This is a genomic window from Pseudoalteromonas sp. NEC-BIFX-2020_002 (genome assembly GCF_013002825.1).
In the GTDB taxonomy this organism is placed as follows: Bacteria; Pseudomonadota; Gammaproteobacteria; order Enterobacterales; family Alteromonadaceae; genus Pseudoalteromonas; species Pseudoalteromonas neustonica.
Map to the genome: position 1 here is coordinate 90,951 of NZ_JABEPJ010000006.1, position 20,795 is coordinate 111,745.

At 36.5% G+C, this 20,795-nt stretch carries 21 protein-coding genes; 7 read left to right on the top strand and 14 right to left on the bottom strand.

The window, feature by feature from the left end; all coding sequences use genetic code 11:
* Positions 1-155: 155 nt before the first annotated feature.
* Genes HJP15_RS08805 through HJP15_RS08825 form a run of 5 tightly spaced genes read right to left on the bottom strand, consistent with a single transcriptional unit; the run spans position 156 to position 5,925 of the window.
* Complete coding sequence (locus tag HJP15_RS08805) at positions 156-1,298, bottom strand: glycosyltransferase (RefSeq protein WP_170173556.1); 1,143 nt, start codon at positions 1,296-1,298, stop codon at positions 156-158.
* A gap of 3 nt (positions 1,299-1,301) precedes the next feature.
* Positions 1,302-2,006: an acyltransferase gene (locus HJP15_RS08810; RefSeq protein WP_170173557.1), complete on the bottom strand. Its 705-nt coding sequence runs from the start codon at positions 2,004-2,006 to the stop codon at positions 1,302-1,304.
* A 1-nt stretch (position 2,007) separates the two neighbouring features.
* Complete coding sequence (locus tag HJP15_RS08815; protein WP_170173558.1) at positions 2,008-3,363, bottom strand: O-antigen ligase family protein; 1,356 nt, start codon at positions 3,361-3,363, stop codon at positions 2,008-2,010.
* Complete coding sequence (locus HJP15_RS08820) at positions 3,347-4,765, bottom strand: lipopolysaccharide biosynthesis protein (protein WP_082355622.1); 1,419 nt, start codon at positions 4,763-4,765, stop codon at positions 3,347-3,349. The genes HJP15_RS08815 and HJP15_RS08820 overlap by 17 nt, the downstream gene beginning before the upstream one ends.
* 8 nt (positions 4,766-4,773) lie before the next feature.
* Positions 4,774-5,925, bottom strand: a complete 1,152-nt coding sequence (locus tag HJP15_RS08825) for a glycosyltransferase (RefSeq protein ID WP_169326381.1) — start codon at positions 5,923-5,925, stop codon at positions 4,774-4,776.
* A gap of 151 nt (positions 5,926-6,076) precedes the next feature.
* On the opposite strand from HJP15_RS08825, the gene HJP15_RS08830 reads away from it, so the two are divergent.
* Both HJP15_RS08830 and HJP15_RS08835 read left to right on the top strand, forming a co-directional pair.
* Entirely contained in the window at positions 6,077-7,066 is a 990-nt protein-coding gene (locus HJP15_RS08830; protein WP_316244662.1) for a glycosyltransferase family 2 protein, read from the top strand.
* On the top strand, positions 7,066-7,452 hold the full coding sequence (locus HJP15_RS08835) for a response regulator (protein ID WP_054204573.1): 387 nt from the start codon (positions 7,066-7,068) through the stop codon (positions 7,450-7,452). Before HJP15_RS08830 ends, HJP15_RS08835 begins: the two co-directional genes overlap by 1 nt.
* A gap of 7 nt (positions 7,453-7,459) precedes the next feature.
* Here the strand turns inward: HJP15_RS08835 and HJP15_RS08840 are convergent, their stop codons facing one another.
* The 4 genes from HJP15_RS08840 to HJP15_RS08855 all read right to left on the bottom strand — a co-directional run bounded on the left by HJP15_RS08840 (position 7,460) and on the right by HJP15_RS08855 (position 10,609).
* Positions 7,460-8,371: an endonuclease/exonuclease/phosphatase family protein gene (locus HJP15_RS08840; protein WP_170173559.1), complete on the bottom strand. Its 912-nt coding sequence runs from the start codon at positions 8,369-8,371 to the stop codon at positions 7,460-7,462.
* A gap of 129 nt (positions 8,372-8,500) precedes the next feature.
* A complete protein-coding gene (locus tag HJP15_RS08845) occupies positions 8,501-8,938 on the bottom strand; it encodes an acyl-CoA thioesterase (RefSeq protein WP_054204571.1) in 438 nt (145 codons plus the stop codon).
* 5 nt (positions 8,939-8,943) lie between these two features.
* Complete coding sequence (locus HJP15_RS08850) at positions 8,944-9,759, bottom strand: M23 family metallopeptidase (RefSeq protein WP_054204570.1); 816 nt, start codon at positions 9,757-9,759, stop codon at positions 8,944-8,946.
* Positions 9,752-10,609 carry a 6-carboxytetrahydropterin synthase gene (locus HJP15_RS08855; RefSeq protein WP_054204569.1) on the bottom strand — a complete coding sequence of 286 codons (858 nt, stop codon included), beginning with the start codon at positions 10,607-10,609 and terminating at the stop codon, positions 9,752-9,754. Before HJP15_RS08855 ends, HJP15_RS08850 begins: the two co-directional genes overlap by 8 nt.
* Before the next feature lie 352 nt (positions 10,610-10,961).
* Between HJP15_RS08855 and fabA the strand changes: the two genes are divergently transcribed.
* Entirely contained in the window at positions 10,962-11,477 is a 516-nt protein-coding gene (fabA, locus tag HJP15_RS08860) for a bifunctional 3-hydroxydecanoyl-ACP dehydratase/trans-2-decenoyl-ACP isomerase (protein WP_054204568.1), read from the top strand.
* Between the two features lie 70 nt (positions 11,478-11,547).
* Here the strand turns inward: fabA and rmf are convergent, their stop codons facing one another.
* Positions 11,548-11,718, bottom strand: a complete 171-nt coding sequence (gene rmf, locus HJP15_RS08865) for a ribosome modulation factor (protein ID WP_054204567.1) — start codon at positions 11,716-11,718, stop codon at positions 11,548-11,550.
* A 446-nt stretch (positions 11,719-12,164) separates the two neighbouring features.
* On the opposite strand from rmf, the gene acuR reads away from it, so the two are divergent.
* The 3 genes from acuR to HJP15_RS08880 all read left to right on the top strand — a co-directional run bounded on the left by acuR (position 12,165) and on the right by HJP15_RS08880 (position 14,358).
* Complete coding sequence (gene acuR, locus HJP15_RS08870; RefSeq protein ID WP_170173600.1) at positions 12,165-12,800, top strand: acrylate utilization transcriptional regulator AcuR; 636 nt, start codon at positions 12,165-12,167, stop codon at positions 12,798-12,800.
* Between the two features lie 51 nt (positions 12,801-12,851).
* Complete coding sequence (gene acuI, locus HJP15_RS08875; RefSeq protein ID WP_170173560.1) at positions 12,852-13,844, top strand: acrylyl-CoA reductase (NADPH); 993 nt, start codon at positions 12,852-12,854, stop codon at positions 13,842-13,844.
* 97 nt (positions 13,845-13,941) lie between these two features.
* Positions 13,942-14,358 (top strand): VF530 family protein, encoded by a 417-nt coding sequence (locus HJP15_RS08880; RefSeq protein ID WP_170173561.1) that lies wholly within the window; start codon positions 13,942-13,944, stop codon positions 14,356-14,358.
* 440 nt (positions 14,359-14,798) lie between these two features.
* On the opposite strand, the gene HJP15_RS08885 is transcribed toward HJP15_RS08880, so the two are convergent.
* Positions 14,799-15,170, bottom strand: coding sequence for an MmcQ/YjbR family DNA-binding protein (locus tag HJP15_RS08885; protein ID WP_054204563.1), 372 nt, complete (start codon positions 15,168-15,170; stop codon positions 14,799-14,801).
* A 765-nt stretch (positions 15,171-15,935) separates the two neighbouring features.
* Between HJP15_RS08885 and HJP15_RS08890 the strand changes: the two genes are divergently transcribed.
* Positions 15,936-16,157 carry a hypothetical protein gene (locus tag HJP15_RS08890; protein WP_170173562.1) on the top strand — a complete coding sequence of 74 codons (222 nt, stop codon included), beginning with the start codon at positions 15,936-15,938 and terminating at the stop codon, positions 16,155-16,157.
* 135 nt (positions 16,158-16,292) lie between these two features.
* Here the strand turns inward: HJP15_RS08890 and HJP15_RS08895 are convergent, their stop codons facing one another.
* From HJP15_RS08895 to HJP15_RS08905, 3 genes are all read right to left on the bottom strand, one after another.
* Entirely contained in the window at positions 16,293-18,140 is a 1,848-nt protein-coding gene (locus HJP15_RS08895; protein WP_054203675.1) for a protein kinase domain-containing protein, read from the bottom strand.
* A gap of 612 nt (positions 18,141-18,752) precedes the next feature.
* A complete protein-coding gene (locus HJP15_RS08900; RefSeq protein ID WP_054203674.1) occupies positions 18,753-19,604 on the bottom strand; it encodes an HDOD domain-containing protein in 852 nt (283 codons plus the stop codon).
* Positions 19,605-20,030: 426 nt separating this feature from the next.
* Positions 20,031-20,792 (bottom strand): SDR family NAD(P)-dependent oxidoreductase, encoded by a 762-nt coding sequence (locus HJP15_RS08905; RefSeq protein ID WP_169326377.1) that lies wholly within the window; start codon positions 20,790-20,792, stop codon positions 20,031-20,033.
* Between the last annotated feature and the right edge of the window lie 3 nt (positions 20,793-20,795).

Genomic DNA, 20,795 nt, shown 5'->3' on the forward strand with positions numbered 1-20,795 from the left:
AATTCGTTTCTCGAATCTATTTGCATTTTGAGAAACTCATCTCTAAAACAAACTATTAAATTAATAGCTGCAGGTTGTGAGCCACAATGATGAAAAATTTAGAGGAATAAGCACACCAACAGTAAAATTTGAGGTTCAGATTAAATCAGGCAAATTTAGTCGCTGAGGTTTACTAAATGGGATTCCACTAATGATGCTTTCGATTGCCAGCTGTGGTTACTTGCTAAGTTTGACTGTATCTCGCTGAAAGAGAACTCAGTTGCGCAGCTTAATTGAACTGCTATATCAACGCGTGTTATAAATCCATCATGATCATGAGCAACTAAAATAGTTTCTTGGTATTTATTTACAGCAGGAAAACTGGTGGCTACGATCGGAGTACCACATGCAAGGTATTCCTTTAGTTTGAGGGGATCACAAGCTCTTATTTGCTCATTATCTATAAAAGGGAGTAACGAAACTTGCCAATGTTGTGAAAATTGAGCAAGCCTAGCATGATCAACAGCATTTATATGCGTCACATTGGAAAGCGCCAACAAGTCGCTAAAATCATCGCTTATATTTCCAACAAGAACCAGCTCATACTGAGTACGATTTGTAGCTAATTTGTATAATAGCGCTTTATCTAGCCAAGCATTTAAAGAGCCATAAAAGCCTATTTTTGGTTTATTTATGCCTTTGAGTTCAATTGCTTTTACTGCTCTGTTATGAAATAAATCAAAATCAACACCATGAGTTAGTAATTCTACTTTTTCTTTGGGCATTTTATCAGCCAAAAAATCGCTAATAACGTAGATTAAATCAGCTTTTTTTATCAATGCAGATTCAAATGGCTCAACCATTTGATGATCAACCCCCGCTAATGCGCTAAAATCATCACCACAGTAATAAACAACACGATCGATTCCTTTTCGTGGGGATATTAGAGAAATGGCAGTGGGTACGCTTAACCAATAAATAATAGGCTGTTCATTTAAGAATGAACAGCGTGAAAATAAATAACGGTTAAACATCCTCGCTAAATTAAAGTCATGCCATGGTAAAATAAATAAATTATACACTTTCATTAACTTATCGTTTTCAGCAGACGTTGCTTGATTTTTTTTGTTCGTATTGCTGCTAAAGAGTTGCATCAACTTTTGGAAAACTCTTTTAATATCAACAACTTTAATGCTTGGCTTCCTCATTCCGATTGAATTTATCCAATGCACTTCATGCTTTTCAGATAATTCTTTAAACAAGTGCTGAGTACTACTTGGGTGTCTCCCCCAATCTTCTCCAAAAACAACAAACTTCATATATCAGCCCTCTATATTTTTTACGACTTTAGCTGGATTACCCGCAGCGATAGTCATTGCTGGAACATCTTTGGTCACTACACTGCCTGCCCCAATTATTGCCCCGCGACCTATTGTTACGCCAGCGAGTATAGTAACGCCTGTGCCGATCCATGCGCCTTGTTTTATGACTATATCACCTACTTGAGACTCATCATCGGGTAAGCCTGCTGCGCGTTTATCACAGTCAATTGGGTGCCCTGGGAAACCAGCTAAAAAGACACGTCCAGCTAGGCGTACATCATCTTCAAGCACTATTAATCGACCTACTGAAAATGCATTTTGCCATCCAATATCAACGTTGTTTCCAATAATAAGTTTCGGCGTCATACCGTTACTCCCTCTTGCACAAAACGTACTTATTCCCGAAATACGATTATTATTACCGCAACTAATTTCAATATTACCCAGTAGTTGCGGCATACCGGAATAAAGGAAGAGCCCTTGTTTTGAACCCTTAATTTGGCTTTTGAAAAGTGGCGTAAAATAAAAAATGCGCATTAATTCACTCACCACTGCAATGAGAAAATTATGTAATTTATAGATCGCAAAATGCAAACCTGGAATGACGAACATTTGCGGATTTCGAATGGTTTTTGCGATTTTAAAAAGTGACTTAGCTAATGAACTATCACTATTTTTTAACCACATTTTGAAATTTAAAATCATGCTATAACTCCTTTTGACTTTCAAGTGCAAGCTTTTCTAATGCAATTGTCAGTGCTAAAATTATGTACAAAGGCCAAGTAAATGCTTGAGTTAAAAAGGTTCCAGATACCATAAAGCCAATTAAACCGGCTTTTAGTGCCGAAGCATTTATTGCAATGTTGTCGTTACGGTTAATTTTTATAAGCGTAAAAACTCGCGACAAACTTCTATAAATGCTGACTATAACTAGAATGAAAATACATAGTCCAACAAAGCCCGTTTCTCCTAATACTTGAAACCATGTACTATGCACTGCATGATTCTTGCCATCCCAATGCGGACTGTAAAAGTAATAATTAACAAAGAAGTTATTCACTCCAACCCCTGTTAAAGGATTAGCAAGCGCCATATTAATAGCCGCTTGCCATGCATAAATACGTCCCATTGCCGACTCATCAACGCCGCCTTCTTGAGCCCCTCCGCTTTGACGATCAGTAATACCGGCAAAAATCATAAGTACCAACATCCCCACTACGCCGATACCAGCAACGATTAGCGGATTTTTAATTTTTTGGTATAAGAAAAAACATATAATTGCAGCAATACCGAGTAACCCTCCTCGGCTTTGTGTTGCTATAACTCCTGATATTGCTAATAGCAAACCGATTGCAGCTAGCAATCTACGCAACGAGTGTGCATTTGTGTTAAACATCTCGGCGGCTAAAAAAGAGACTGGAAACATCAATACTAAAGACAAATCATTTGGGTCGCCTAATTGAGAGCGAATATCGCGAGAAATCGTAACCCGAGTGCCTTCTACTAGGCCAATACCATTGATTTTATTGCTTAAAGCAACAATTGCTATGGTAACCCCCGACACCATAATACCTAGGCGAACACTATTAAAATGAGAAAGAGATGTCATCCACCAACTAATAGCGAAAACCATAATTAGCACTTTGACCAATACACCTGACCAATATTCTATTGCGATCCCTTTATTTGCAGCACTAAATACACACACTGTGAGCCACACAAACCAAATTACAAAAATTAGATGAGTTGTACTCCAATGTGGCTTAAGTTTTTTTGAAATAAATAAATGCCACACGATCCCTAAAATAGACGCCAATGCTAAAAGCTTGGGGATCTTCAGAGGCATTAGCACAGGGAATGCTTCGTGTAGTCTAAAATAACTAAATAAAATAAATAAAATAATAAAGGCCACACTTACTTTAACTGCTGTAAATGCGGCAAAAGGTAGAATCAAAAAAGCAAATACAGCAATAGGTCCTAGTTGAAGATACAACCCAACTACTAAAAATGTAACTAAGCTTGCATTAATAAGATGACTATTATTTTTATAGAATTGATGCATCAACATGCCTTGTAGGGAAAGCTTTAATTACTCGCTGAATATCTGTTTTATAGAGTAATGAAAGAAAAACTAAAAATGCAGTGAGGATACCAATATGTAAAACAAACCATTGTGGGTAAAAGACTACGCTACAGAACAAACAAGCAAGTGAAATCCAACTCACTATTAAGTCTTTGACGTTAATTTGTATTTTTTCAAGTCGTTGGCTTATCACAAAAAAACTGGCTGCTTTAAATAACTGCATTATTAACAATGCTAAAATTGCACCGTTAACACCTTCATTTGCAACCAACAACCATAACCCAATCATTGCGATTACTGCTGCACATGCATTTATTAATGTTACGTACAAACCATTTTTATGCATAAAACAGCCTATATTTAAAATATCGCTATGATGCCTTATTGCAACAATAATTATTAAGGCGGGTAACCACCAAGTGTTTGTTTGATATGCTGAAGGTAAAACCAGATTGAATAATATTGGAGCTAGTATCAACATAATAGCGCATAACGCTAAACCAATATTAAGACTGCGCACCGCACTAAAACTGTAGTTAACTTTGTCTTCTTTTATAAAGTCAAAACGCTTGGCAAACCACCACATTCTAATTGGTTCGAACGTGAAAGAAGTCATAACTGCAAACTGTACAGCAACATAATATTGGGCTAAGACGGCTTCTCCCTCATGCGCAACAATAAACCAGTTTTCAGCGCCATTGCCTGCGTACACACATAGTGACGATACTATGATAGCCAATAAAAAAGCGCTATGTTGTTTATTGAGTCGCCATGAAATGGATGCATAGGTAATTGTTAATTTTTTTATTACAAAAAATAGCGCAATGAGCAAAATCAGTAACGTGCTGATCATTCCTGAAAACATGACACCGGTGATGCCTTTTCCCAAAAGTAATAATGAGATCGTAACTACAGTTTGTAATAAACCATGGCAGACGGCTAATACGCAATAATGTTTAGCTAAATTGTAAACTCTAAAATATGTATAAGGTATTGCTAGTAAAGCGGATAAGGACAAGTTGATACATAACAGTTGAAAATCAAGTGGTGCTACATTAGCAGGTAAATGCACAATAATTTTATGTGTAAAAATCAAAGCAATTACAATAAATAAACTACAAACAACAGCGCTTAAAACTAAACAATCTCTAAACAAAGCAAGCTTTAATCGGTTGTCATTATACTGTTGTTTAAATAAAAGCTCTGGCAAACCTAAACATAGCAAAAGTGAACACACCGAGGAGACAGAAACCAAAAAGTTTAATTCCCCAAACTCTGTTAAATCTAAAAGCCTTGTCGTTACTGGCAGTAATAAAAACCCAAGTCCTTTAACAACGACAACAGATATACCAAAATATAGTATTTGCTTTAAGCCTGTCATAGGCTCTCCTATAGGGCTTGCACCCATTGTGAGAGTTTTTTTGCCTGATGCGTTGCATTAAATTGTTTAGCAACAAGTTTCTTTGCATTTTGGCCCATTTCAAAGCGTTGATGTGGTGTTAGCAAGTAAAACTTATAGATCATTTTTGTGATATCAGAAATACTCCCTGGTAAGCATTTATAACCTACTTGATTAGTTACTATTTCATTCGCCCCCATAAGGCTAGTAGTTAGTACAGGTACGCCGCAGGCCATAGCTTCTTTTAATACAACGGGACCTGTATCACGGTCGCCATTGTTAGCAATGCAAAATGGAGCGATAAGTGCAGAGTATTCGATAGTATTTTGAGCGATCCAATCAGGAGACTTTTTGCCTAAAAATTTGATTTGATCTCGAATTCCTAGTTTCTCAGCCATATAAATCAAATCATTTAACATTGGGCCGTCCCCTACTACATCTAAAGTAATATTGAATTCATTAGGCAGTTGCTTTAAAGCAGGTAATAAAAATTGTAAGCCTTTTTTCTCCACTAAACGACCAATAAATAATAACTTAACAGACTCATTAAGTGATCTAGGTGAGAACCTAAATTGCTCAAGGCTGATACCACAATGAAGTAATTTGATAGAGTTTTTTGAGTATTCCTTAAATTGGTCAGCCATATCTTTGCATACAGCAACAGAGAAGTCGCACAATGCAACTTTTTGCTCTAAATCAGCTTTATTAACATACACATCATGGCCATGACCTATAGACGATACAGTGATCCCAGCAATTTTAGCGCCGATGATCCCATAAGCTAATGGACCATGCATAAAGTGACAATGCAGATGGTTTATATTGAATTTATTAATTAAACGAGCAATCTCATTTCCATAAGCTAATAATGATGGTGTTGAAATAGATTTAAATTTATTTGAGTAATTCAGTGCTTTAAAAAGCGTAGGTAATTTTGTAGTAAAATTCGAGATGCTTATAATTGATGGTTTATCTATTGTTACAACATTAACATTGATATCTAAAGCTGTTACCAGCTTTGTTTTTTCAAACGTAATAACAGTCACTTTATGACCCGTAGCTACTAATGCGTTAATTTCAGTGATTACAAAAGTTTCAGATGCAATTGGAAAGCTTGGTACAAGGATGCCAATGTGTTTCATAGTTAATTCCCAAAGAATATATATTAACTATTAAGTGGCAATATCCGTGCCTTATAAAAAACCACTAAAACCGCTCATATTATCACCGCTTTGCAAAATACTTGCAAAATGCAATGCGTTTAACAAATTAAAACTTAAAAATAGTGTTTAAATGGGCATTAAATCTTGGCTTCGTAATTGCGTAGTATTACTTAAGGTAATTAAAGAGAGAATGGATATGAAACCTGATGTTAGCGTTATAATCCCAAATTACAATTGTATAGATTACTTAGCTAAATGTATCGATAGTATTGTTATGCAAAAAAACATATTAGTAGAGATTATTATTATCGACGACGGTTCAACAGATGGTAGCGTTGACTGGATAGAACATGAACAAAAAACTGTCCCTCAGATTGTACTGATCAAACAAAGCAGACAAGGAGTTGTTAATGCTAGAAACTTAGCAATTGAAAAAGCACAATCAGAATATATAGCTTTTTTGGATGCTGATGACTATTGGTGCGAGGATAAGTTATTTTCACAATTTAATTATATGAAAAAAAATATTGATTGTGTTCTCTCGTTTACAGATTACATGCACATAACAGAAGATGGCAAAGAGATTATTAAGTGCTTTGAGTATTGGCCTGAAGCTAATTTTTCTAAAAGTAAGTCTCTTATAAATGATTACAAAACCTTTGATGATGCGCTGAGTAAATTAATGTACGCAAACGTAGTCGGCACATCAACAGTCATGGTCCGTCGAAGCGCAATTATAGAGGCTGGATGTTTTGATAATAAACTAACCAGCGCAAGTGATTTAGATTGCTGGTTAAAACTAGCGAATATTGGAAATGTTGCCTATTCACAACAATGTGCTATGCATTACTTAATGAGAAGTAATTCAATCACAGCAAATAGACTTAACAGACTGACCGCGATGGTTGAAATTGTTAATCGTAATATCAAAAACTTAAGTTTTTTAGAAAATGCTAAAGTTAAAGCTAGAATTAATGAATGTTATGGCGAGTTTTACAGAGAAGTCGGCAAGCGAGGCAAAGCATTAATGTGTTCTCAAAAAGCATTTTATTTATTTCCTCATAAACGAAATTTTAAACACCTACTTTATGATCTTAAAAGCCTTGTAGGAAATAAATAATGTCACATACTATTGTGATAGTCGATGATGACGAAGCGATTTTACGAGCTTTAAATCGCTTACTCAAAGCAGACTTTATTCTTATTCTATTTACTAATCCTTTAGAGGCGATTAAGTATGCGAAAGAAAATGAAATAGATCTGGTTATTTCTGATTTGCTTATGCCAAATATTGATGGCTTGAATTTGCTAGAGCAGTTTAAACAGATCCAACCTGACTGCTCACGAATGTTGCTCACAGGCTATGCAGATTTAGAAACATCTAAGTCTGCGATTAAACAAAACATTGCTCATTTGATAACATCCAAACCATGGGATAATTTTGAATTAGTGATGCTTATTAGGTTGTTAATTGAAAATAGTTGTTTACGCAAAAAAATGCTGTGAACATTATCTACCTTTCTATCATTTTAAATGTTAAAGAACGATGATCACTACCTCTTATTGTTGATAAATAGACCTCTCTAAGTTTAATGTTTTCACTTACAATACAGTGATCAATCGGTACCCCTGTAACTTCACTAAATAACTGACTAAAAGGAGACCAGCTAGAATAAATACCGTAGGCGTCAACGCATGTTTCACCGAGATCACTTGGAAAATAACGAGACCAGCTAACTGTATTTAAATCCCCTGTTATAAACCAACTACTATCAGTACTTGTAACAGCTGTAGTTAACACACGAAGTAACTGGTTTCGTTGCATCCAAAGCTCTTTTGAACGAGGTGAAGGTGGATGTAAAAAAAAGCCATACAGTACTTCGTCATTTTTTAAAAAACCTAACTTAATATAACCAAGCTTTCGATTTTCCTGTGTATTTAAATATCGAAATATAATTGGCAGTCTAGAAACAACCACAATACCAAACGGGGAACCTTCTACTGAGTCATACCCGTAGAGTGAAAATTGTTCATTAAACTTAGTTAATTCACTACGATGTGTATCATTAAACTCTTGAAGAACTAAAATGTCCCATGTATTTTCTTCATAAAAATCTTGTAGCACAGTTTTAATATGCTGATTATAGTAATGCAGGTTTATTAATTTAACCGTGATTTTATCTTCTTTTGTTATGTTAAATTTACTTTGAAATGGTGCATAGTGAGCTAACAGCAAAACAAAAGAAATACTTAATAAAACCATAGCCGTTTTTTTAATCTTCAAAAATAGCAGTAAACTAATTAAGACCAAGCAATAAATTAGCTGGCCTCTAAAAGAGGCTATTAAATCCAACACATAGTTATCTATTTTGTTAAAAGCCAAGAACAATACAAAAATATAAACCCCACCGAGAAATATTGCCATAACCCCTCCTTTGATAATTATTTTAGTAAAGATTATCAAAGGTGCTTATTATTATTTATTTAAAATTAAGTATGATGTGTTCTTATTTGCGTTGCGAATAAGCCCAATTTAAGCTTATTCGCATACTTTTTATTTATCGAAACCATAAATCATTTTGTCACATACAACAGGTGTCGGACGATGGTTATCATCAACAGCCACAAAGGTAAAACTTCCTGTAATTGCTGAGTGTTTGTTATCTTTATGCATAGTCTCTAAAAATATTTCAACATCGACTCTTAAGCTTGTATTACCAACGTGAACAACTTTTGATATTAGTTCAGCAAACGTTCCTGCAGGAATTGCTTCTTTAAAGTCGACTCGATCAGATGAAATAGTGACTAGTGGCTTTCGACAAAAACGAGTCGCTGCAATAAATGCGACTTCATCCATCCATGCTAATGCATCACCACCAAATAAAGTATTGTGGTGATTAGTCCGTCCAGGGAATACCGTTTTAGTAACAGATGTTGTTGAATCAATAATTCGCTGTGCAATAATCTTTTCACGATTTACTTCAGTTGTCATAGTTTCTACTTTTTGTTTGCTAATGTGTCTAACATCATAAGAGCTGGATCAAGGCGTTCGCCCTTCCAATTAAAACGCCAATCTAAATGCGGGCCAGTCACTCGTCCTGTAGCGCCTATTTCAGCTATTTTTTCCCCACGGATAATTTTATCACCTACTTTTACATCTAATTTACTCAAATGAATATAAGTTGATGTAACGCTATGCCCATGATCTAAAATTAAGGTCCCGCCAGAATAATACAAATCAACATCAGCAAAAACAACAGTACCGCTTACAGGCGCATACACTGGACTACCCGTTTTATTGGCAATATCTAAGCCAAAATGAGGCCTGCGGGGTTCTCCATTAAAGTAACGTTGACTACCATAAACACCCGAAATCCTCCCTTCGGCAGGTTTATAAACAGGATCTAAAAAGTAGGTTAGTTCTGAATCTACTTTTCGTGCATTACGAACAGCAACAGCTTCACGGCTGATACGTGCACTCACCTCTTTAGGTGGCGATACATATTTTTTAGCAACACCGGTGATTTTATCGATATTATAATCACGCTTGGTGATCAATATAGGTTGCTCGTGTGCCTTGCTGTTGCTATCAACCCACGATAAAGTGTGCTTAAGCTGCGAATCACGGCCAAAGCCAAATGCAAAAAAACCCTCCTTTGTTACTTTTAATGGCTCACCATTAAACTTTATCAAAGTAGCGTCTTCAAGCTGCCCGGTGACTAAACCACCTTGCGTTAAATGGCCTTTTAATTCGACTGCTTGGCTAAAAAAGCTTAATGTTGATAATGCGCCTACTAAAATAAAATTACGCATAACAAATTGACCCTTTAGCGACACCTTCATATGCCGTAACCTTTACATCATTATCAGGGTGTACTAATTTAACTTGTTCAGCTAAGTAAGCTGCTATACATTCAACGGTTGTATCTACGGGTAAAATATCGCAACGAACCTTACTCAGTACCATTTCGAAATAACCTTGGGCAGCCGTATATGCAAAACATAAATCATCTTTTTTTGCTGTGATGTGAATTAATTGCTCTGCTTTAATTTCATCTTCAGCGGTCGCTAAATAGATATCTTGCCATTTATCAGCCCATTGTTTTTGTAAACGAGGCATAGCCATACCATCTAATGCAATACCAATTTGTGACCGATGGCCATGAATAATACGCTGGCAATTCCCGTCATGCTTTTTAAGCCCATGACTGTAATGATAATAAAAGCTTTTACTATGCTCAGGCTTTAGTTCAATCTCGATTTTGTCTATGTTACTAGGCAGTTGCGGCATAATTGTAGCGATTAAAAAGTCGATGACTGATTGTTCATTAATAACAGGTGCATCGATCATACAAAATGCTTGATGCGGCGCACTCATCGCTAAGTGATGGCCGTCACCAAAAGTACAATCAAGTGTTCTATAGTCATCATATGCGACTACTTCACCTTGAATAATTGACGGTATCGCTAGCTTATGATCAATACAATCATCAATAATACCTTTGATCTGTTTTTTAACTAAACCAAAATCGAGAACCATCGACTCTTCATTTAATTGACCGTGCAACGTTAAATCAACAATCCAGCTTTCGCCAACTGCGCCTCGTTTATTACACAGATAAGAAAAATCAATTACTGTAAGTGCGTTAACAAAAAGGATCATAAACTTCCTTTATACTGGTTAAAAAATCAGGCTAATTATACCCAAACCACCTCAAGAAGCGAGTTTAGGTTTGAATTAAAAGCCATTTAACTAACGCATTAATGAAAATAAGACGTAATTAGATATATGCAACATTAAGTTTAAGCATATCCTTAATTTTTCGTCTATTTTTTTGAAGTCTTGATGACAGAATTTGATAAAAATTCTTTTATTTTAAACGTGAAATTAACATGTTATTTATCTTTTTAGATTGATTTACGTGCTAATCAACTATTTTTTAACTGCTCAGAGTTGTTTAGCGTACAAGTGTACGCTAAAGTACTCTGCAATTTCTAAGCGACGAAAAAGTGTTATGGAACCTAAAAATAGCTATACAAAAGAAGATTTGATCCTATGTGGTCAAGGCGATATGTTTGGTGAAGGCAATTGCCGCTTGCCAAGTGATAACATGTTAATGATGGATCGCATCATTTCGATCACTGATGATGGTGGTGAACACGGTAAAGGTGAAATAGTTGCAGAGCTAGATATCAACCCTGACTTATGGTTTTTTGATTGCCATTTTAAAGGTGACCCTGTAATGCCTGGTTGCCTTGGTTTAGATGCGATGTGGCAATTAGTTGGCTTTTTCCTTGGTTGGTCAGGTGGTCCTGGTCTTGGTCGTGCTTTAGGTGTAGGTGAAGTTAAATTTACTGGCCAAGTGTTACCTACCGCTAAAAAAGTCACCTATCGTTTAACGATGAAGCGCGTAATTAAACGACGTTTATTCATGGGAATGGCTGACGGCACCGTTGAAGTTGATGGCCGTGTAATCTATGAAGCAAAAGATCTTAAAGTAGGCCTTTTTCAAGATACTAGCGCGTTTTAATTTTAAAACATTGCTGCAAAAACGCCTCGCTATTTTAGCGAGGCGTTTTTGCTTAAATTTGATCTAACCTTTAGGTCTTATACAAGTTACGACTATCTATCGCCTCACGCCAACCACCTAACCATTCTGATTTAGGATCTATTTGTTGATAAGGGCAAAGGTCTTTTGAACGACCTGCTAAGCCTGCTTTAAAGCCTTGAGAATGAGCTCTTTCTAACCGATCTCTTTTCTGTCTCTTCATAGGTAAATCCTCACCTTTTATATTTATATATTTGTAGCGTTTATGACATCTACATTTAATGAATAGTTAATAAAACTGTTAAATTCAAATCACAAATGCAATTAAATAAATTGACATTAACTAAGCTGCTGATGCAAAAATGAATTAACATTTTAAAAAGCAATATGGTCATACCACTGACTCAGCGATTTATATTCATACATAAATTACGGCAATCTAATCAATCAGAGGTACTCATGTGCTTTAATTATGACCAGTCAATATCTCTGATAGTTCCTAAAATAAATGTAATTATGACAATTTTATTTCAACTATTTAAATCTAAAGAAGTTCTTATATTTCTTACTTTATCGAAAAAAACATAATCAATAAGTTAACAATCGCAATATTTTTACGAATAAAATTAATACTTGCACATATAAATACGATCGGTCTAATATATGAATATGATAAAAAATACCGAACAGCAACCGCGACGTGGTCGCCCACCAAAAGCTAATCGCAGTAATGCCGACACAAAAGCATTATTGATTTCAGCAGGCGTGGAAACTCTCTCTGAATTTGGCTTTAGTGCAACAGGGCTCGATACAATTTTAAAGAAAGTAGGTGTGCCTAAAGGATCGTTTTACCATTATTTTAGCAGTAAAGAAGCTTATGGACTGGAGGTTGTTGATGCTTATAACAGCTACTTTATAGCCAAACTCAATCGCTACTTGTCGCAAAGTGATGCACCGTATTTAGAGCGCATTATTAATTTCACACAAAGTGCTGCACGTTCGATGCATAAATACGATTATAATCGAGGTTGCTTAATTGGTAACCTAAATCAAGAGTTAAACCATTTAAATAATGAATTTAACACTAAACTAGTACAATGCTACGAATCATGGCAAAGCCTTATACAGGTTTGTTTAGATCAAGCCCAGCAAGATAATGTCATTTCAAGCACTGTTAATACCCACCAAATGAGTGAGTATTTTTGGATAGGCTGGGAAGGTGCAGTAATGCGTGCAAAACTAACCAAAACCCCCTACCCACTAACGCTCTACACAGAAATGTTTTTACGCGCATTGCTTAGGTAATTGCGCATTTTATTTCCCAATTAAAAGACGATCGGTCTAAAAGGATTCAACATGAAAAATGAATTTAAAGCCATTGTTATTAATAACATTGATAATACCTATACAGCCGCGTTGCAAACAATAACAACAGATCTATTACCCAACAATAATATTGAGTTAGACGTACTTTTTAGTACCCTTAACTACAAAGATGGCTTAGCCATTACAGGAAAAGGCCCTGTTGTACGTACTTTTCCAATGATCCCCGGGATTGATTTAGTAGGTAAAATCACTAAAACTAAGTCTAATGAATTCCAAAACGGTCAACTCGTTTTGCTCAACGGTTTTGGTGTGGGTGAGAAACACTTGGGTGGGCTTGCACAGAAAGCATCGTTAAACTCAGAGTGGCTTATTCCACTCCCCGTAAAATTATCACCTAAACAAGCGATGCAGATAGGCACAGCAGGATACACTGCTATGCTCAGTATTATTGCACTTGAAAAACAAGGCATAACACCTGACTCTGGTGATGTACTCGTCACAGGTGCAAACGGTGGCGTAGGAAGCTTTGCCGTGTATCTATTAAACCTATTAGGATACAGCGTAGTTGCTGCGACTGGGCGCCTTGAACAAACAGATTACTTAAAACAACTTGGAGCAAAACAAGTAATTCATCGTGATGAATTATCAACTCCAGGTAAGGCGTTAGCTAAAGAACGATTTGCCGCGGCTATTGACTCTGTTGGCAGCCACACACTTGCTAATATTTGTGCATCATTAAAATATGGCGGCGTTGTGACAGCGTGTGGTTTGGCACAAGGTATGGATTTACCTGCGTCCGTAGCCCCATTTATTTTGCGCGGGATTTCATTAATGGGTATTGACAGTGTTATGCGCCCAAAACCTGACAGAGTAGAAGCATGGCAACGTTTAGCTGAGCTTGTAGAAAGTAGCTACTTAGATAAAATATCGACCGAAATTAGCCTACCTGATGTCATTGAAGCAGCTAATAACTTAATGGCAGGAACAATACGAGGTCGAGTTGTAGTTAATTGCCAATTATAGGCAAACTCATGATCATAAATACGATTGATTTTCTTGTATCAAATTTTGCTTATAAAAATTATAATTGTTCCATTAGATTTTGAAAAAGAGTGTAAATATGAGTAATGAAGATTTATTCAGCAATAATCCGCTGCAAGGTGTAAAACTAGAACAAGTTGTATCAGAGTTAGTCGATCAATACGGCTGGGAACTTTTACACGCTTATTTACAACTAAATTGCTTTAAAAATAATCCAGATATCAAATCTGCAGTTAAGTTTTTACGAAAAACTCAGTGGGCCCAAGATAAAGTTGATAACTTTTATCTTTATCGCCTAAAAAACCTACCAAAGCCTGATGACGTACAATATGAGCTCCCACCTCGTGATCGTATTATTCCTGAAGGTGATAAGCCTGGTGAACCTTGTGAACTAAGCTTTAGTGATGCAAAACGTATTCAGGCTAAAAAAGAAGCGAAAGACCGCGCTCGCACCCGTAAAAATCGCTCAAATGCAAGTAACCCTTGGGGTAACTAAGCCCTTATAATTATAAATCCGCTTTTGAATAAATCATAAAAGTCGGCAATCCTGACTTTTATGATAAGAGCAATTAAACTACTATACTTGGTGTTCGCTCAAGCTAACCAGTTTAATGCACCTCAGCTTTATTTTTAGACATAACGATTAGCACCAATCGACTTAAATATTTAACCATTCTATCGGACTAAATAAAGCGCTAACTGCGTTAGTAATTTTTCATGTACGACTGCATGGATTCAGGAGGTAGAGCAATGCAGGAGCAATTGCCGAGAACAACACCATGTCAAAATTTCTGCCTTGTTATCACTGTATTTATCTTTCGCTATAAATGGTCATTACCTCAACACGATTGGTATAAAAACCAAATCCATCCTACATTTTATATCGCTATGCTTATTATACTGAAGCTATTGACTAGAAGCCTCTAACTTTGCGGATCACAATGCACTTACCTCTTGATTTAAACCTAGCTCTTTCTGCCTTTTTTTAGTTAACCCTAAAGAAACTAAGCGATATGATTCTTTAAGGTAATATTGCAGATCTTCTTTGTTTGTATTATTAAACTGCTGAATCCACTTCATTCCACGATTAGCAAAATATGGGGCTGGTTTATAGCCTTCACTTTCACTTAGAAAAACGAAATTTTGCTCTGAAGCTTTAAATGTAAAAGCTGGTGATTGATTATCTGACCAGCCACCTATAGCAAATACTTTACCGTCAACTTTCCAGACATGGCAATTACCCCATTGAATTATATAGGTAGTAGCTGGAAAGGATCTGCAAAACTGATTAAACTCTTCGTAGTTCATTATAAATCCTGAGCGTCATAATAAGCCACTAGAATGACTTATTTTACCTTGTTGATAAGCAAACCATAGCTGAGTTGCTATTTGGGTTCAATAACTTATACCAATCTGGATAGATATGGAGTCTATTTAATGACAAAAAAATTGCGCTATAACTAGAGCCTGTTGACCTTTCGTGATTAATTTTGCAGCAATAATCTATTTGGTATTTAGGCAAGGTAGAGCCTGTGTATGTGGTTGTACCCCATGAATAGGCGATAACGCAGTATAAATGCCAAACATGCGCTGCCCAAAGGGTTGTTCCTAGGGGCGTGAGCAGGACGCACAAGCTTTGCTCGGTTTTTACTTATTCTCACATGGATGTGAGCTAGTAGAATAACGCAGGAGCAGTTATCGAGCCCGCTAGGTTACAAACCTCGCGCCGCGATTAAATCGCCCCTAGATTGAACAAATTTCAATCCACAAAGGTCAACACGCCCTAGGCAAAAAATTTTATATCTAATTGTTCTAAGCAAAAATTTTTTAACGAAGTTATAGTCTTGATTTAATTAGTTAAATTGTTCAAACATTTATGCAGATTGGTATTAATAGCTTTTTCGTTTTTACTTACCTTTAGTCGCTTCGTTATCCCTAAATTTAAGCTGGTACTACCTCGAAAAATCACTGACAAAAAAAACAATTTGAATTACCCTCATTTACAATCTAGTACCTAATACAGACACTAATTTAGTATCTAATATTATTATAATTTTAAGGAATGGAATAAAAATGAAAAAATTAATCTTAGCAGGAACAGTAATAGTATTATCGTGTATGAGCCACTTTGCAATATCATCAAATGGCGCTAATTTTTCTAGAGGTGATTGGGTTGTTGAATGTAGATTAGATAATGGTAGAGTTTGGCACTTTCAAAGTTCTGATTTAGGTGAGGCATTGGATAAGTCACTAGAATGCGAAGGCTCATCAACTGTATTTCAAATAAGATTTTAAGATCTTTATTATAATAAATTGAAACTGATTCATAATTTATTAAGCCCTAATAGGCTTAATAAATTATTACGAGTCACTTAGTGAGTTGAAGTTAACCTACACTATTATATTTTTTAATTAACCCTAGGGCACCCCTTAGTTATCTTTTGGGTCAGTGGCATCACTGTCAAAACGTTTTGGATCTTTTGGGAAGTAAAATTCAGGCTGTTGATCACATAATGAAAACTCTCGAGTATTTTTATACGGTAACTTCATAAAGCCAGCAACTCCTACGTCTATAATCCCCACCGCATATTGCATCAATTTATTTAACAGCCGTTTAAATTCAGTTTCTTTGTTTGCATCCAATAAACGATAGTAATGATGTATTTTCATTCGATCTGGTAGAGCTTCAAAAATAATACACCCCGTATGATGGATCTGATTAAGCTCAAATACACATTTTATCACTTTATTTGGCAGTTTTAATTGCTCGTCAGGATCTTTACCATCTTCAAAATAAGAATGCGGTCTCGTTACATCTGAACTTTTTAAATTCATAACTTCATAATCAAGTTCAGGAAGTTGTTCAAATTTAAATGCACCGGTGCCATCTCGCTCTAATTGAATCGTCTTACGTGCATCAAACAGGCAACACTTAAATAATCCTTTTTGGCTTATACCTTGCGCTAGCATAACCGTATTATTAATAGCTTGCGTGAATGCATGACCTAAATTCTTATCATGCATAATTAAAGATGATTCCACATACAACGAGTCTTCTTTCCAATGAAAGCTTAAACCTCCTACTGCGGGATATTTCGCTAATCGACTAATTGATGCTAAAAATGCTTTTTCAGTATCACCAGTATCAAATAGAAACTCTTTATAATAGCGATCAAGTTGGGCATCGTTTACATCTAATAATTGCTGATTATGATCTGCTTGGCGCAAAAATTGTTTTCGTGAGCTGTAAACAACTGTATCTGGGTGCTCATTATCACTGCCGTACCAAAATGGAATATGTGCTCTTAGCTCTTTATTTAAAGTTACTGGCGGTAAATATGCTTTTGCCATACTTGGCATATTGCGTATAAAATAATCACCCGCGCGATCGCGTATTGCTTTGTCTTTTGACAGCATGCCATCAATTACTTTAGCAAGCTCTATAGGTAATCCTAATGAACTTGCAGGAATAACTTGAGCGCCAAACCGGCATGACTGTGCAGAAGCCAGTGCATATAAGGTAGAAGCCACCCCTTGTTCATCAAATCGTGGGGATGATTTGGCACCTGACATTTGCTCATCACCTATAAAGTACACATCCCCCATTCGCGCATTAGTAGTACTTAAATCACCAGACATTAGATCCATAAAATTACTGGCTATCGGGTTACCCGCACTGTCGACTTGGGCATACACAGAACTCCCCCAATCCACCAGCGATAACCCTTGGTTAGCTTCATCCCACACTAAGTTAGAAGGCTTGATATCACCATGAACTATAGGCTGAGGCGTGAGCCCATTTTTTTGATTACGTAGATCAATTAATACATTACGTAATTTAAGCGCAAGATCTGTAATTGCAGCAGCACTAAAACGCCCTCGTTTTAGTGATACCTTTTCTAAGTCTTCTCCTAAAGCGCGGGCCATCATTAGGATCCCTTGCTTTTTTATTCTCTCAAAAGCATAAAATTTCGGTACTAGTGGGTTATCAACCTGAGAAAGCATATACGCTTCATCTTCAAGCCTATCACGCACACTTTGAGCGAGTGTAATACGAGAAAATTTGAAAACCCATGGTTGTTTTTTGTCATCTAGTCCTGCAAACACAAAGCCAAATGCGCCAGAGCCAATCATTTCTACATCAGAATAACCAAGTAAGGTAAGCTGTTTTATACAGATATTAAGCCATTGGCGATGTTTTTTAGCATCATGATGCGAAAGCAAATACACAGACTGCTCTTCATTGATGTAAAAATTACGGATTTCTTTGGCTTTCACTGAATATCTCAATAATGTGGTTTTTGATACGTTATGAGCTCAATTATTCTTTTTATAGCATTGAATTACAAGAAAACCCCACGACTATTTAGCACCTGCTGGCACAGCAGATTAAAAATCATTCAGCTCAGTGAGCAAATCAAGACATGACGTATGTAATCGAGCAAAATAGCAAACCACCCTTAGTGAGACTTAAAGGTGTTAGCTTGGTTTTGTAAGGCGTAGCTAAGTATTTTATGCAGGCTTTATTAAGAGAGTCAATATAGTATATAAACCTAATTAACTGGTATTTAAACAGCTAGGGCGTGTTGACCTTTCGTGATTAATTTTGCAGCAGTATGTTTGGTATTTAGGCAAGGCAGAGCCTATGGTGTGTGGTTGTTCCGCATAAATCGGCGATAACGCAGTATAAATGCCAAACATGCGCTGCCTAAAGGGTTCTTCCTAGGGGCGATTGACTCTTTTTTGCTCGGTTTTTACTTATTCTCACATGGATGTGAGCTAGTAGAAAAACGCAGGAGCAGTTATCGAGCCCGCTAGGTTACAAACCTCGCGCCGCGATTAAATCGCCCCTAGATTGAACAAATTTCAATCCACAAAGGTCAACACGACCTAGTGCTCGCTGTTTAAATAATCAATTACATCCTCTTGTAGATCAACGTACTCATCATCATTCATATGTAAAACATCGAGTGCTTTCACCTCAATTGTATTCCATTCAGTTAAGGGGGTCCCCCGCTTAACTAAGTTGACTAAATTCTCTGACATCTTAAGGATTGCAAAGCTAATTTGCATATCACTGTCTGTAACATCGTCCAGAATACTCAAGTCATGGTGGTTGAGTATTAATTTACATATCTCTTTTGGTAAGTGCCAACTGTTTGCAAAATAATACCCAACAATCGCATGGTTTGTATTGTATAAACGCTCTTCAATCTCAGTGATACTTTCTTTACCGGATTGGTTAGATAAATGAAGTGCTTTTAAGTAGCTATCGTATTTAATAGCCATTGGCGGAACACCGCAATCATGAAAAAGACCTAAAGTGTACAAAGATTCAATGGCTATTTGCTTCTTAAATCGCTGACCAATCATCATATTTACATTAGCTATTTCTGTCGATGTGTCCCAAAATCGCTCTAAACTGATACAGCTATTTTCTGCAGCGAACATATGCTTTAATTTAAGCCCTTGTACCAGCGCGTTAACACCATCCCAACCAAGAAACATAACGGCTTGCTTAATATCTGACACAGTACGAGATAGACCATAGGCGGGGGAATTTATAATTTTTAGTATCGCTGATGAAATCGCTAAGTCTTTAACAACAACATCTGCTGCATCAGCAATAGAAGCATCATCTAGTGCTGCTAAATTTTGTAAATCACTGAGTATTTGCGGTTTTGGTGGGATAATAAAATTTCTGTTTATATCTGTTAATATTTGTTCATTAATTTCTATCATATATATTAAATCCCAAAGTCGATTATTAAATAATACCGAAGAACAAATAGAGTATTAATATTAGAAGGTGATCGAGACAATGGCAAATTGGCTTTAAATGTATAAATACAGCAAAAAAATACATGATTAGTAGCATTAGCATGGCTCCCAAACAAAAAGCTGTACATAAATACAGTGAATTTGAATCGCGAGTATATTTGTACCAATCGTGTTAAGTTAATGACCATTTATAGCGAAAGATAAATACAGTGATAACAAGGTAGAAATTTTGACATGCAGTCGTACATGAAAAATTACTAACGCAGTTAGCGCTTTATTTAGTCCGCTAGAATGGTTAAATTTTTAAGCCGATTGGTATTAGCTACTGCCTTAAAAAAACGGCAAGCCAAGGCTTACCGTGTAATAATAACTATTGCTTGCTTAGCTTTACAAGCGTATACCACCATCAATTTCTACAACGCGACCGGTGAAAAAGTCGTTTTCGATAATGTACTGCGCAGTATGGGCAATTTCCTCCGCTTCACCAAAACGCCCAACCGGCGTTACTGCTAACATGCGCTGCTTTGCCTCTGGTTTCATGGCGTCGGTCATTGCTGTGCGAATAACACCTGGCGCAATAGCACCCACTCGAATACCAAAACGGCCAAGTTCTTTAGCCCAGCCTGTAGTCATAGCAACAACACCCGCTTTAGATGCTGCATAGTTAGTTTGACCAATATTTCCAGCACGAGCAACACTGGACATATTTACAATCACGCCACCTTTGCCCGACTCAATCATGTGACACGCAGCTTCACGGCCCGCTAAAAACACACCGGTTAAGTTCACATCAATTACTGACTTAAATTGATCAAGTGCCATTTTAGCAACCACTTTGCCTTCTTTTGCTTTGATAAACATACCATCGCGTAAAATACCTGCATTATTAATTAATACCCCAATATGACCAAAATCATTGTTGATTGTATTAAACGTACTCACTATGGCGTCTTCATCCGTTACATTGGCAACGTATGCTTTTACAGTAGTGCCATGCCCCTCAAGTTCAGCCACTGCTGCATCAAGTAAGTCTTGCTGCATATCAATCAAGGCAATGTTAGCGCCTAATTGAGCAAATTTATGCGCCATTGCAAAGCCTAAGCCTTGTGCGCCGCCGGTGATCACTACGGTGTTGTTTTTAATTTCCACCTG

Coding starts and splice junctions, on each gene's coding strand:
- HJP15_RS08825 (WP_169326381.1), bottom strand. CDS start 5,925: ATGAAACACATTGGCATCCTTGTACCAAGCTTTCCAATTGCATCTGAA.
- HJP15_RS08890 (WP_170173562.1), top strand. CDS start 15,936: ATGAAAAAATTAATCTTAGCAGGAACAGTAATAGTATTATCGTGTATG.
- HJP15_RS08885 (WP_054204563.1), bottom strand. CDS start 15,170: ATGAACTACGAAGAGTTTAATCAGTTTTGCAGATCCTTTCCAGCTACT.
- HJP15_RS08840 (WP_170173559.1), bottom strand. CDS start 8,371: ATGGCAATATTTCTCGGTGGGGTTTATATTTTTGTATTGTTCTTGGCT.
- HJP15_RS08845 (WP_054204571.1), bottom strand. CDS start 8,938: ATGACAACTGAAGTAAATCGTGAAAAGATTATTGCACAGCGAATTATT.
- acuR (WP_170173600.1), top strand. CDS start 12,165: ATGATAAAAAATACCGAACAGCAACCGCGACGTGGTCGCCCACCAAAA.
- HJP15_RS08815 (WP_170173558.1), bottom strand. CDS start 3,363: ATGCATCAATTCTATAAAAATAATAGTCATCTTATTAATGCAAGCTTA.
- HJP15_RS08810 (WP_170173557.1), bottom strand. CDS start 2,006: ATGATTTTAAATTTCAAAATGTGGTTAAAAAATAGTGATAGTTCATTA.
- acuI (WP_170173560.1), top strand. CDS start 12,852: ATGAAAAATGAATTTAAAGCCATTGTTATTAATAACATTGATAATACC.
- rmf (WP_054204567.1), bottom strand. CDS start 11,718: ATGAAGAGACAGAAAAGAGATCGGTTAGAAAGAGCTCATTCTCAAGGC.
- HJP15_RS08820 (WP_082355622.1), bottom strand. CDS start 4,765: ATGACAGGCTTAAAGCAAATACTATATTTTGGTATATCTGTTGTCGTT.
- HJP15_RS08855 (WP_054204569.1), bottom strand. CDS start 10,609: ATGATCCTTTTTGTTAACGCACTTACAGTAATTGATTTTTCTTATCTG.
- HJP15_RS08900 (WP_054203674.1), bottom strand. CDS start 19,604: ATGATAGAAATTAATGAACAAATATTAACAGATATAAACAGAAATTTT.
- HJP15_RS08830 (WP_316244662.1), top strand. CDS start 6,077: ATGGGCATTAAATCTTGGCTTCGTAATTGCGTAGTATTACTTAAGGTA.
- HJP15_RS08850 (WP_054204570.1), bottom strand. CDS start 9,759: ATGCGTAATTTTATTTTAGTAGGCGCATTATCAACATTAAGCTTTTTT.
- HJP15_RS08835 (WP_054204573.1), top strand. CDS start 7,066: ATGTCACATACTATTGTGATAGTCGATGATGACGAAGCGATTTTACGA.
- HJP15_RS08880 (WP_170173561.1), top strand. CDS start 13,942: ATGAGTAATGAAGATTTATTCAGCAATAATCCGCTGCAAGGTGTAAAA.
- HJP15_RS08805 (WP_170173556.1), bottom strand. CDS start 1,298: ATGAAGTTTGTTGTTTTTGGAGAAGATTGGGGGAGACACCCAAGTAGT.
- fabA (WP_054204568.1), top strand. CDS start 10,962: ATGGAACCTAAAAATAGCTATACAAAAGAAGATTTGATCCTATGTGGT.